Annotated in this window: 11 protein-coding genes; 8 read left to right on the forward strand and 3 right to left on the reverse strand. The window is 70.9% G+C overall.

Going from position 1 to position 12785, the window contains the following annotated elements; genetic code table 11:
• Positions 1-42: 42 nt before the first annotated feature.
• Positions 43-1410 (forward strand): hypothetical protein, encoded by a 1368-nt coding sequence (locus OHA98_RS12830; RefSeq protein WP_266925334.1) that lies wholly within the window; start codon positions 43-45, stop codon positions 1408-1410.
• A gap of 66 nt (positions 1411-1476) precedes the next feature.
• Here the strand turns inward: OHA98_RS12830 and OHA98_RS12835 are convergent, their stop codons facing one another.
• A complete protein-coding gene (locus OHA98_RS12835; RefSeq protein WP_266927969.1) occupies positions 1477-1620 on the reverse strand; it encodes a hypothetical protein in 144 nt (47 codons plus the stop codon).
• Positions 1621-1849: 229 nt separating this feature from the next.
• Here OHA98_RS12835 and OHA98_RS12840 point away from each other — a divergent pair, with 229 nt between their 5' ends.
• Positions 1850-2692: a nitrilase-related carbon-nitrogen hydrolase gene (locus OHA98_RS12840; RefSeq protein WP_266925336.1), complete on the forward strand. Its 843-nt coding sequence runs from the start codon at positions 1850-1852 to the stop codon at positions 2690-2692.
• On the forward strand, positions 2689-3972 hold the full coding sequence (locus tag OHA98_RS12845) for an aspartate aminotransferase family protein (protein ID WP_266925338.1): 1284 nt from the start codon (positions 2689-2691) through the stop codon (positions 3970-3972). Before OHA98_RS12840 ends, OHA98_RS12845 begins: the two co-directional genes overlap by 4 nt.
• Before the next feature lie 89 nt (positions 3973-4061).
• Here the strand turns inward: OHA98_RS12845 and OHA98_RS12850 are convergent, their stop codons facing one another.
• A complete protein-coding gene (locus OHA98_RS12850; RefSeq protein ID WP_266925340.1) occupies positions 4062-5948 on the reverse strand; it encodes an alkaline phosphatase family protein in 1887 nt (628 codons plus the stop codon).
• 451 nt (positions 5949-6399) lie between these two features.
• Here OHA98_RS12850 and hydA point away from each other — a divergent pair, with 451 nt between their 5' ends.
• The 5 genes from hydA (at position 6400) to OHA98_RS12875 (ending at position 11809) form a co-directional block, all read left to right on the forward strand.
• On the forward strand, positions 6400-7800 hold the full coding sequence (gene hydA / locus OHA98_RS12855) for a dihydropyrimidinase (RefSeq protein WP_266925341.1): 1401 nt from the start codon (positions 6400-6402) through the stop codon (positions 7798-7800).
• 196 nt (positions 7801-7996) lie between these two features.
• The gene (locus OHA98_RS12860; protein ID WP_266925343.1) at positions 7997-8575 is read left to right on the forward strand and encodes a TetR/AcrR family transcriptional regulator; all 579 of its coding nucleotides are present in this window, start codon (positions 7997-7999) and stop codon (positions 8573-8575) included.
• A gap of 123 nt (positions 8576-8698) precedes the next feature.
• Complete coding sequence (locus OHA98_RS12865) at positions 8699-9538, forward strand: SDR family NAD(P)-dependent oxidoreductase (RefSeq protein ID WP_266925345.1); 840 nt, start codon at positions 8699-8701, stop codon at positions 9536-9538.
• A 176-nt stretch (positions 9539-9714) separates the two neighbouring features.
• A complete protein-coding gene (locus tag OHA98_RS12870; protein WP_266925347.1) occupies positions 9715-10917 on the forward strand; it encodes a cytochrome P450 in 1203 nt (400 codons plus the stop codon).
• Between the two features lie 103 nt (positions 10918-11020).
• Positions 11021-11809, forward strand: coding sequence for an SDR family oxidoreductase (locus OHA98_RS12875; RefSeq protein WP_266925349.1), 789 nt, complete (start codon positions 11021-11023; stop codon positions 11807-11809).
• Between the two features lie 100 nt (positions 11810-11909).
• On the opposite strand, the gene OHA98_RS12880 is transcribed toward OHA98_RS12875, so the two are convergent.
• A complete protein-coding gene (locus OHA98_RS12880) occupies positions 11910-12659 on the reverse strand; it encodes a class I SAM-dependent methyltransferase (RefSeq protein WP_266925351.1) in 750 nt (249 codons plus the stop codon).
• Positions 12660-12785: the final 126 nt, after the last annotated feature.

The following is a 12785-nucleotide window of genomic DNA, read 5'->3' on the forward strand; positions in this document are numbered from 1 at the left end:
TCCGGACCGGAAGGCTCCGGTCGACGGCCGGCGAGGGCGGCGATGACGGTGCATGAACACGCGGTGGAAGCAGGGGCGTTCGCACGGTATCTCCGGGACCTCGCGGCCCGGCTGGACCCCGGAGGCGGCTGGTACGGCGTCTTCACCCGCCGCGACCCCGAGGGTATGAGGGCCTGCTTCGAAGGCGTCGAGATCCCGCCCTGGGACGTGGTGGAGTCCCTGCTGTCGGATCTCGCCATGTCCTGTGGCACCGCGTTCGCGGAGCGGGAATCGGTACGGGCCGCCGCGCTGTACTCCGCGTCGGCCGCCGCGCACGACCGGCGGCCCGGTGGGCGTCAAGTTCTCGTCCATCGGCTGGAGTTGATGCTCCGGGAGCAGAGCCGGGCGGCCGGGCGGATGCGCGCGGCCGGGGGAGCGGACACACCGGACGCCGACGCGCTCGCCCGCGCCCGGGACGACCATCGACGCGCATCGGCCCGTTGCGCCGACCTGCGCGAGCGGATGGCCGCCGTCGCGGCGGCCGGCCCGGCCGCTTCCGGCCCCGGCCCAGAGCCCGCACCCGGCCCCGAGCCCGCACCCGCTCCCGGCCCCATGCGCGTCCCCGCGCCCGACCCTCCTCCCGCGCCCGCTTCCGTCCCCGCTGCCGCCGTTCGGCGCCGGAAGCCCCGAGGTGCGCGGTTCGCCGGTCTCGATGCCGACGGCGAGGAGACCGGGTACGCCCCCTCGTCCGTACCCCTGCCCGTGCCCCCGTCCCTGCCGGCCGGTGCCGCGATGCCGCGCGGCGCCCGCTTCGGTGGTGCGCCGGCCGGGGAGGCCGTCACCCCCGCTGCCGTACCGGACACCGTCACACGTCCGGACCACGAGCCGGCCCCCGACCCGGTCGCCGTGCGCGTGGCGTCCACTGCCGTCGCGGAGCTGGTACGGCTGCGCGCGGCGGGGCACACCGGCGAGGCCCATGTGGTGCTCTGCGAGGCGGCGGCGTGGCCCGGGGACCGGCTGCCGGTACTGGCCTCGGCCCTGCACCGCGCGGGGCTCGCCGCCGACTGGGCGACCCTGTTGTGGGAGGTGTCCCTGCTGCCGCCCGACGGGCTCGCCGCCGCGGTGGGCGCGCTGGCCGCCGCGGGCCGCACCGAGGACTGCGGGCGGTTGCTGCGCCTGGGGGCGGCGCGCCCCGCGGCCGAGATCGCCGACGCCGTGGCCGCGCTGGACCGCGCGGGCCGGGAGCCGGAGGCGCAGGCGCTGCTGGGCGCGTTCGTCCGCGTGCGGACCCCGCAGGACGCGGCCCGTATCGCCGGGGGCGGCCGGGTACGCCTCGTACCCCGTCTCCTCACCGCGGCCCGCACGGTCTCGGCGGAACGCGAATGGGACCTGGCGCACGCGCTGCGGGTGGCGGGCGTCGCGGGGGTGTAGGGGAGCACACCCGCTCCCCGGCACACCCGTTTCCCGGCACACCCCGCCCGTCGCGCGGACCCGCCGCTACCGCACGTCGTCGGTCGCGCGCCGGTACGTCGATCGCCGGTACGTCGACCGCCGGTCGTCGATGTCCGCCCAGCGGTCCCCGTACACCGTCTCCCCGACGCCCGGTTCGCGCAGCGACTCGTGCGGGAAGCCCAGCGACACCGCACTCCAGCACAAGCGGAATCGGTGCGGCGTTGTCCGTGGGAGGCCGCCTTGTGGATCATGTCTGACCTGTATGGACCGCTCGGGTGCGAATCATGATCGACTCCATCGGTTCACGGCGATGGTCTTGCCCCGCGGTGTGGCGGGGCTTACGTTCTCCTCCAATGCACATGTCTACGTGCGTAGAAATGCGTAGAGGCTCTCGGACGCCGCGTCGAAGGAGCAGTTCATGTCCCACGTCGTACGCGCCGCACTTGTCCAGGCGACCTGGACCGGCGACACCGAATCCATGATCGCCAAGCATGAGGAACATGCGCGCGAGGCCGCCCGGCAGGGGGCGCGGATCATCGGGTTCCAGGAGGTGTTCAACGCCCCCTACTTCTGCCAGGTGCAGGAACCCGAGCACTACCGCTGGGCCGAGGCCGTGCCCGACGGGCCGACCGTCCGGCGGATGCAGGACCTGGCCCGCGAGACCGGCATGGTGATCGTCGTGCCGGTCTTCGAGATCGAGCAGACCGGTTTCTACTACAACACCGCCGCGGTGATCGACGCCGACGGCTCGTACCTCGGCAAGTACCGCAAGCACCACATCCCGCAGGTCAAGGGCTTCTGGGAGAAGTACTACTTCAAGCCCGGGAACGTCGGCTGGCCGGTCTTCGACACGGCCGTGGGCAAGGTCGGCGTGTACATCTGCTACGACCGGCACTTCCCCGAGGGCTGGCGCCAACTCGGCCTCAACGGCGCCCAGTTGGTGTACAACCCGTCGGCCACCTCGCGCGGTCTCTCCAGCCATCTCTGGCAGCTGGAACAGCCCGCCTCCGCCGTCGCCAACGAGTACTTCATCGCCGCGATCAACCGTGTGGGCCAGGAGGAGTACGGCGACAACGACTTCTACGGCACGAGCTACTTCGTCGATCCGCGCGGTCAGTTCGTCGGCGATGTGGCCGGCGACAAGGAGGAGGAACTCCTCGTCCGCGACCTCGACTTCGGCCTGATCGAGGAGGTCCGCCAGCAGTGGGCGTTCTACCGGGACCGCCGGCCGGACGCGTACGACGGGCTGGTGGAGCCGTGACCGGTCTGCACGAGCGCCATCTGGCGGTCAGCCCCGACTGGATGGCGCTCTACTACCGGCGCCCACTGGAGCTGACCCACGGCGAGGGGCGCCACGTCTGGGACGCCGAGGGCAAGCGGTACCTCGACTTCTTCGGCGGCATCCTCACCACCATGACCGCGCACGCCCTGCCCGAGGTCACCAAGGCGGTCGCCGAGCAGGCCGGGCGCATCATCCACTCCTCCACGCTCTACCTCAACCGCCCGATGGTGGAGCTCGCCGAGCGTGTCGCCACGCTCTCCGGCATCCCCGACGCCCGCGTCTTCTTCACCACCTCGGGCACCGAGGCCAACGACACCGCGCTGCTCCTCGCCACCGCGTACCGCAGGTCCAACCAGGTCCTCGCGATGCGCAACAGCTACCACGGGCGTTCGTTCGCCGCGGTCTCCATCACCGGCAACCACGCCTGGTCGCCCACGAGTCTGTCACCGCTGCAGACGCTGTACGTCCATGGCGGCGTCCGCAGCCGCGGCCCGTACGCGGAGCTGAGCGACGCGCAGTTCATCAAGGCGTGCGTCGCCGATCTGGAGGATCTGCTCGGACACACCCGGGAGGCCGCCGCGCTGATCGCCGAACCCATCCAGGGTGTCGGCGGTTTCACCTCGCCGCCCGACGGGCTGTTCGCCGCCTTCCGCGAAGTCCTCGACCGGCACGGCATCCTGTGGATCTCCGACGAGGTGCAGACCGGCTGGGGCCGCACCGGTGACCACTTCTGGGGCTGGCAGGCGCACGGCGAGCACGGGCCGCCGGACATCCTCACCTTCGCCAAGGGCATCGGCAACGGCATGTCGATCGGCGGGGTCGTTGCCCGCGCCGAGGTCATGAACTGCCTGGACGCCAACTCCATTTCGACGTTCGGCGGTTCCCCGGTCACCATGGCCGCCGGACTCGCCAACCTCTCGTACCTCCTGGAGCACGATCTCCAGGGCAACGCGCGGCGGGTCGGCGGACTGCTCATCGAACGCCTCCGGGCGATCGGCGCGCGTTCCTCGTGCGTACGGGAGGTGCGCGGCCGGGGCCTCATGATCGGCGTCGAACTGGTGAAGCCCGGCACCGACGAGGCACACCCGGAAGCCGCGGCGGCCGTGCTGGAGGCGGCCCGTGAGGGCGGGCTGCTCATCGGCAAGGGCGGCGGCCACAGCACCAGCGTGCTGAGGATCGCCCCGCCGCTGTCGCTCACCGTGGCCGAGGCGGAGGAGGGCGCCGAGATCCTGGCGGAGGCCCTGCACGCGGCGGACTGAGGGGACCGGGTCCCGGGGCGGTGCGGCCCCGGGACCCGGCTCACTGCCGGGCGGCGTACCGAAGTACCGGCGCCGCCCCGGCCGTCGGATCAGCCCCGGTGACCGGTGGGGCGGGTGAGGTCCAGGGTGCGGACCGGGTCCAGCTCCCCGTAGTAGCCGAGGTCCCGGTAGCGCACATCGGTGACCGTCAGCGCGGCCTTGGCGACGCCCCGGCCCACGACGGCCCGCAAGCGGACCGAGCCGTCCTTGCCGGTGGTGCCGGTGAGCCTGCGCACCGTGCCGTCGGAGGCCAGCTCCGCCGTGACCTTGGCCCCGCGCACCGGCCTGCCTTCGGCGGTCCTGACGACGCCCTCGGCGGTGACCGTCCACGGGGACGCCGAACCCGGCCTGCCGAGCAGCTTGGTGTGCGCCTTCAGGGACGCGACGGCGAGCTGCGAGGGCGGGGCGGGCTGGCCGAAGGCGACCTGGTCGACGGTCCAGAACGCGCTGTTCGTGCCGGTGTAGCGGAAGCTGAACCGCGCCGTCCCCGCCCCGGCCGGGACATCGAGCTTCACGCGCTCGACGGTGTTGGCGTTCGCCCGGTAGGACTTCACGAGCTGCGGGGCGCCGCCGTCGTAGGAGACGTACACATCGCCGGTCTGCGGTCCGTCGACGCGGTAGTCCGTCGCGTACGAGAGGTTCGCCGTCGCCGCGCCGTTCAGCCGGTACGCGGGGCTGACCAGGGTCGAGTCGAACTGCCCGGCGTCGTGCGCCTTGTCGTCCCATTCGTCGGAGTCGGCGACCGCGAAGACGTCGCGGGCCCGGACATTGGTCTCCCGGCCCTGGCCCAGCTCGGCGTTCGTCCAGAACTCGTCGGTCGCGAAGGACCAGCCGCGCCACTCGGTGACGCCCCCGGCCGGCATCCGCGCGTTGTCGATGCTCCAGCCGGCGGGCGCGGCGTTCGTCCAGCCCTTGGTCCCGGCCGGGAGCTTCGTCTCGTCGACCGGGGCGCGCAGCGAGCCGCGCAGTGCGTCGAAGGCATCGGGCTTCGGCTCGGCGAGCGCGGTGCCGTCCAGGTTCCAGGCGGGGTCGGTGGCGACGCCCTCGTGGCGCAGGACGGTGGGGGCGATATCGGTGATCCTGACATCGTGCCGGACCGAGCCGGGCGCGATGCCCTTGCCCTGCGCTATCACGAACGTGCCGCGCTCGCCGGGGGAGTTGCCGCCGTGACCGCCGGTCGGGGTGTGGCCGTGGTCGGAGGTGATGACGACGAGCCAGTCCTCCTGGGCGTACGTGGGACGGGAGGTGACGGCGTTGAGCAGCCGTCCGATCCGGGCGTCGGCGACCCCCAGAGCCTTGAGGTAGGCGTCGCTGCCCGTTCCCGAGCTGTGGCCGGCGCCGTCGACCTCGTCGAGGTGGACGAAGGCGGAGTCGGGGTTGCCGTGTGCGAGGTAGTCCTCGGCCTTCGCGGTGGTGCCCGCGTCGTTGCCGCCCGCGACGCGCAGGTCGGTGGCGGCGCCGAAGACGATCTGGGGGATCGGGTTCCAGGTGCCGACGACCAGCGTGGAGGTGGCCGGGTCGGCGGTCTCCAGACGGGTCGCGTAGTCGGGGTACTGACCGTAGTTGGGTGCGGTGAAGTCGTTGTCCTTGACGTTGTGCTTGTCCGGCCAGACGCCCGTGGCGATCGAGGACCAGCCCGCACCGGAGACGGTCGGGGCCATGGGGTTGGCGAACAGGTTGCTGCGGGCCGTCAGCCCGGTCGACATCAGCTTGTCGAGGTTCGGTACGGAGGCCCGGCCGAAGGCGTCGATCGAGGCGCCGTCGACACCGATGACCAGGGTCTTCGCCTGCTTCGTACCGGACGGCAGACCGGCGTACGGGGCGGCGGGGGTGGCCTTGGACTCCTCGGCGTGGGCGACGGCGGTGGCCAGGGGCAGGGCGACGGCCACGACGGTGGCCGCGGCCACCGCGGTACGCGCGGAGCGCGAGATGTGCACGTGATCCTCCGGGATCGGTGGGACGCACCGGACTTCGGGGTGTCCGGCTGCGTGTCAGAGATTCGCCGTCGGTGGTGAGCGCCTCGCGCCGGTTGCGGGGCCAGTCGATGAACCGCACCCTACATTTGGACCAGACCCTTAATCGTTTCGTTATCGAGGCGTGCCGATGGGACGGCTGAAGGCCGTGCATAGCACCCGGGGCGCCAGAAGCACATGGGGCGTCGTCGTTCTCCTCCCTTCTCCTCGCCCCGTCTCTCCTCGCCCCGCCCCACATCGCCTCGCATCGCGCCGCGCCGCGCGTTGGGCCGGTGGGGTGTCGCGGGCGGGAAACCGAAACGTCTTCATCGGTTGACGGCAGTGGTATTGCCACAGTGGGCAACCGACTTCTACGTTCTTCCCACGCACCTCGTCTACGTGCGTAGACCCATTCCGCCACAGTGAGGAGGGGTACATGAGCCGCACCGTCATCCGCGGTGGCCTCGTCATCACCGCGTCCGACGAAATCCAGGCCGACGTACTCATCGAAGGCGGGCGCGTCGCCGCACTCGCCGCCCACGGCACCGAAGCCGCCGACAGCTGGAGCGCCGAGCGGAGGATCGACGCCACCGGAAAGTACGTCATCCCCGGCGGCGTCGACGCGCATACGCATATGGAGATGCCGTTCGGCGGCACCTACGCCTCGGACACCTTCGAGACCGGAACCCGGGCCGCGGCCTGGGGCGGCACCACCACGATCGTCGACTTCGCGATCCAGAGCAGGGGCGGGTCACTGCGCGAAGGCCTCGACGCCTGGTACGCCAAGGCCGACGGCAACTGCGCCATCGACTACGCCTTTCACATGATCATGTCCGATGTGAACGAGTCCTCGCTCAAGGAGATGGACCTCCTGGTGGCGGAGGGCATCACGTCCTTCAAACTCTTCACCGCGTACCCGGGCGTCTTCCTCTCCGACGACGGCCAGATCCTCCGTGCCATGCAGCGCGCCGCCTCCAACGGCGGGCTGATCATGACGCACGCGGAGAACGGTCTCGCCATCGACGTACTGGTGGAACAGGCGCTGGCGCGCGGGGAGAGGGATCCGCGCTATCACGGTGAGGTCAGGAAGGCCCTTCTGGAGGCGGAGGCGACACACCGGGTCATCAAGCTGAGCCAGGTGGCGGGGTCCCCGCTCTACGTGGTGCACGTATCGGCGCAGGAGGCCGTCGCCGAGCTGGCGCGGGCCCGGGACGAGGGCCTTCCCGTATTCGGCGAGACCTGCCCGCAGTACCTCTTCCTGTCGACCGACAATCTCGCGGAACCCGGCTTCGAAGGCGCCAAGTACGTCTGCTCCACCCCGCTGCGCCCGAAGGAGCATCAGGCGGCGCTGTGGCGTGGGCTGCGGACGAACGACCTCCAGGTGGTCTCCACGGACCACTGCCCGTTCTGCTTCACGGGACAGAAGGAGCGGGGCCGGGGGGACTTCTCGAAGATTCCCAACGGAATGCCCGGTGTCGAGAACCGTATGGACCTGCTGCACCAGGCCGTTGTCGACGGCCACATCAGCCGCCGCCGCTGGATCGAGATCGCCTGCGCGGCGCCGGCCCGGATGTTCGGCCTGTATCCGAAGAAGGGCACGATCGCCCCGGGGGCCGACGCCGACATCGTCATCTACGACCCCCACGCCGAGCAGATCATGTCCGCCGAGACGCACCACATGAACGTCGACTACTCGGCCTACGAAGGCAAAAGGGTGACGGGACAGGTGGAGACGGTGCTGTCGCGCGGTGTTCCCGTGATCGACGGACGCGACTACGTGGGACACGCGGGGCACGGGACGTATCTGCCGCGCGGAATCTGCCAGTTCGTGAACTGAGGGCCGCTCCGCGGATCGGTGCCGCGGGTGTTGTGGGACACCCGCGGCCTGCCGGGCGGATGCCGGGCCGGCCCTCCGCGCCCCGCCACCGGGCCGGCCGTCCGGGCCGATCGGCCACGTCGGTCTTGCGGGCTACCCCTCCGGGCTTGGCCCGGACTTCCTCGTACGGGACCGATTGGTCTGCTAAGGTCGTCGCATGCCCCGGACCCCTGCTCCCGGTACCCGCGAGCGCATCCTGGCCGCCGCTGCCGACCTGTTCGACCGGCGCGGCGTGCACGCGGTCGGAATGCAGCAGATCATCGATGAACTCGGGTGCGGCAAGCAATTGCTCTACCGGGAGTTCCCCAGCAAGGACCAGCTGGTGGTGGCCTATCTCGAACGGTCGGCACTGGCCTGGGAGCGGACCGTGGCGGAGGTGTGCGCCGCGGTCGACAGACCGGAGGACCAGCTCGTCGAACTGGTCCGGGCGGTCCAGGGCATGGCGCCGAACACCAGGGGCTGCCCGCTGCGCAACACGCACGCGGAATTCCCCGACCCCGATCATCCGGCACATCAGGTGTCCCTGAAGCACTTCCAGGAAGTGCGTGAGCAGTTGCGTGAACTCGCGCGCCGCACCCCGGCCGCGGACCCGGACATGCTCGGTGACCGGATCATGCTGATCATCGACGGGCTCTATGTGAGCGGTTCGACCCTGGGGCCCACGGGCGCCGCGGCCACGGCCGTCGGGCTCGCCCGGGACGTGGTCCGGTCGGGTATCGCCGCCGCGGCCGTCTGATTCCTCTCTCTCCCTCACGTCCAGGGGTGGAGTCTGCCCGGAACCAGGGTGGAGTCCGCCCAGGGGGCGGCGTTTCGGCTGCCCCGAACCATCCGCGCATCGTTCTTCTCCAGGAGGACCGCAGTGAAGACCATTGTTGTGACAGGGGGCACCTCCGGTATCGGGCAGGCGCTCGCGTACACCTATCTGGGCCGGGGGGATCAGGTGGTCGTCCTCGGTCCGGATCCGGCGAAGGGGAGGACGTTCCTCGACGCGGCGCGCAAGGCGGGCGCGGGCGACCGGGCCTTCTTCATCGAGGCCGACCTCAGCCTCGTCAGCGAGAACCAGCGTGTCATCGGGGAGATCGGCGCGAGGTTCGCGGCGGTGGACGCCCTGGTGTTGTGCGCGCGGTACTTCCGTAGCTTCCGGGCGGTGACCTCCGAGGGTTTCGAGCACAACTTCGCGCTGTACTACCTCAGTCGGTATCTGCTCGGATACGGTCTGGCCGGTCTGATGGACAAGGCCGACGCTCCGGTCATCATGAACATCGCCGGCCCGGGTGCGGGCGCGGCGGGCATCCGGTGGGACGACCTCGGGCTGGAGCGGGGCTACGACGGCTGGCAGGCCATGTTCCAGGGGGGACGGCTGAACGACCTTCTCGGTGTCGCGTTCGCCGAGGGGGGCGGGGGGCACCGCGCCCGGTACGTGCTGCTGTTCCCCGGCGGTACGCGCACCGGCTTCGCGGGCGACTTCGACCCCGCCACCGCCGCGTACGTCGATCAGATGAAACAGGCCGCGCAGCCGGTCGAGTTGGCCATCCCCCCGATCGCCGCGATCATCGACTCCCCGCCCCGGGAGCCGCTGAGCGCCTTCGTCGAGGGCATGCCGCTCAGTCTCCTCCGCCCGGCCTTCGACAAGGGTGCGGCGGCGCGGCTGGACGGCGTGACGCGGGAGCTGCTGCGTGACCGTCTCGGCATCTCCTGACGCAACCGTCCTCGGCACCTCCTGACACACGGGCCCCGGGCGGGTGTCCGTGAGGGTGTCCGTGAGGGGGAATCTGGTGCCGGACCGATCGGTCTGTTATCTTCGGTGGGCCGGTGCCCGACCGTACGCGCAATCTGCTGAATGACCCTCACGTCGTCAGGAAGGTAGCGAACGCCATGACCGATCCGGTGTCGATGCCCCACAACCACCGCCGGGCCACCTGTCCGTTCCGGCCCGGACCCGACCTCGTCGCGATGCACCAGGACCCCTCGCTGCGCCGGGTCCCGGTGCCGAACTCGCAGCTCGGCGAGGTCGAGGCCGTCCTCATCACCCGGGAGGACGACGCCCGCACGGTCCTCTCCGACGCCCGCTACGAGGTCGGGTTCGCCTTCGACCCCGACTGGAGTGGCCCGCGCTCGGTGATGAACCAGCCGGGCGTCCTGCTCAATTACGACGGTGACGAGCACACCCGCTACCGCCGGATGCAGTCCGGAGCCTTCACGATGAAGAGGATCCGGGCGCTCAGCGGTGTGATCGAGCGGATCGTCGAGGAGCATCTCGACGCCGTGGAGAAGGCGGGGCCGGGGGTGGACCTGATCCGGACGTTCGCCGAGCCGCTGCCCCTGATGGTGATCTGCGAGCTGCTGGGGGCGCAGGCCGAGGACCGGGCGGCCATCCTGGAACGCAGTTCGACCGCGAGCAGCATCGACACCACGCTGGAGGTCCAGCAGGACAACTTCGCGGCGATGACCGGCTACATGGCCGAACTGGTCGCGGCGCACCGGCGGGACCCGGGCGACAACATCCTCGGCGACCTGGTGCGCAAGCACGGCGCGGAGCTGACCGACGACGAACTGGTCGGCATGGGCCTGGACGTCCTGGTGGCCGGACACGGAACCCTCTCCGGCATGATCGGGCTCAGCGCGCTGGCGCTGCTGTCGCACCCGGAACAGCTCGCGCTCCTGCGCGACGACGCCGACGACTCGCTGTCCGGCGGCGCCGTCGAGGAACTGCTGCGGCTGCTGGCAGTGGCGCCCCCGCTGGTCCGGCGGGCGGCCACGGATCTGTCGGTCGACGACCAGGTGATCCATGCCGGTGAGCATGTCGTCATCTCCACCCTGATGGCCAATCACGGTACGGGCCTGACCCCGCCCGCGGGCGAGCTGGATCTGCGGCGCAGGCCCGTACCGCACCTGGCCTTCGGCTACGGCCGTCATCAGTGCGTCGGCCAGCAGCTCGCCCGGCTCGAACTGCGGCTCGCGCTGCCCGCGCTGTTCCGCCGCTTTCCGGACCTGCGGCTCGCGGTGCCGTTCGAGGAGATCGAGTACCGCACCGAATCACTGGTGCTCGGGGTCAAGCGCCTTCCCGTCGTCTGGTGATCCGCGGGGGAACCCTGTGGGACGGCCACAGGGACGGCGGACACCCCCCGGAATTAGCGTGAAGAGCAGGGATTTCCCGCGGTGCGAGCGATCTGGAGGACACATGAGTGAGCCACGCCGGGTGGCGTTGATCAGCGGTGCGAGCCGGGGCATCGGCGCGGCGACCGCCCGGGAGATGGGGCGGCGCGGGTACCACGTGGTGGTGAACTACCGCGAGAACACCGCGGCCGCGGAGGGTGTGGTCGACGACATCGAGAGGGCCGGTGGCTCCGCGGAGGCGCGGCAGGCCGATGTCCGCGACGGTGAGCAGGTCGGCGAAATGGTCCGCAAGGTGTATGCCGACCACGACCGGATCGATGTGCTGATCTGCAATGCCAACACGGTGAACCCGCAGTTCGAGCCGCTGCTCTCGCTGTCGTGGGACACCTTCATCGGGAAGGTCGGCGGGGAGCTGGCCGGCGCGTTCTTCCTCACCCGGAACGTGGTGCCCGAGATGCAGCGGCGAGGGGCGGGGCGGATCGTCTACATCTCCAGCACCGCCGCGGACTGGGTCGGCAGTGTCGCGGCGCATTCGACCGCGAAGGCGGCGCTGAACACCTTCAGCCGCCATGTCGCGGCCGCGGCCGCGGAGCACGGGGTCACGGTCAACACCGTCGCCTTCGCGACCGTGGCGACGGAGGCCTCGGCCGGTGTGCTCGACGACGAACTCCGCAGGTACACGGAGGAGCGGTCGGTACTGGGCAGGATGCTGACCCCCGAGGACGCGGCCAGGACCGTGGTGGCCGTCGCCGAGGAGAGCTTCGGCGCGGCGGTCGGCCAGGTGATCCGGGTGGACGCCGGCTACGACGTGCTCGAACACCAGCTGCACAGCACGGCGAAGTTCTACCGGTGACCGGGTGACCCGGCGGGGAAGAGGCTCATGAGGAAGGCCGGGGAGTTCTCTCCCCGGCCTTCCGTACGTCGCGCCACCGGTCGGTGCGTCGCGTCTCCGGTTACCGCCGCCGGGCGCGTACGTAGGACATCGGGGTCAGGACCCGCCCGTGCTCGTCCACCTGGACGGCGTCGGGACCCGGTTTCGCGGTGGTGGTGTCCGGGGAGCCGGCCGCTGCCATCCTGGCCAGGAGTTCGCGGGTGAAGGCCGTGGCGAAGACGGCTTCGGTGATGTCCAGGATCTGCCAGTGCGGGCCGAGGTTCGCGTGCAGATCGTCCCTGCCGACCAGGGCCTCCTCGGTGATGGGGGTCCCCGACGGCATGGATTCCGCGAAGCAGAACAGGTGGAGCGTGGCGTCCGGCCCGCTCACCCGGTGGAGTGCCGCGGCGTACGCGGTCCGCTGCTCGCCGTTCAGGCAGTGGTACAGACCGCTGTCGAGTACGGTGGTGAAACCGGTCCCGATGCCGGTCAGTTCGGTGGCGTCGGCGACCAGGAAGCGGACCTGGACGTCGTGGACCGAGGCACGGTGTGCCGCCTGCTCGATCGCGCTGGGCGAACCGTCCACACCGGTCACCTCATAGCCCTCGCGGGCCAGCAGGATGGCGTTCTCGCCCAGTCCGCAGCCCGCGTCGAGCACCTTGCCGGCGAAGGCTCCCGCCCGCACCAGGTCCACGACGGCCCGCTGGGGCTCGCCGATGTCCCAGGGGATCACCGTCTCGCCCGGTTCCACACCGCCGAACGCCGCGCGACCCGCGTACAGCGCGTCGAACTCCATGTTCTCCCGGGAGAAGGTCTGTTCTTCCGTGGCCATGCCGGTCCCCTTGTCGCTCGTCAGCTCGTCAGCTCGTCCACCGAAGGCCGGTGGATCTGGTGGGCCCCCTGTATACGGGGATGGCCGGGCGATCGTCATCGGCCGCCCGGCCGTCGAGGGCTGTCC

Source organism: Streptomyces sp. NBC_00654 (genome assembly GCF_026341775.1).
Lineage (GTDB): Bacteria > Actinomycetota > Actinomycetes > Streptomycetales > Streptomycetaceae > Streptomyces.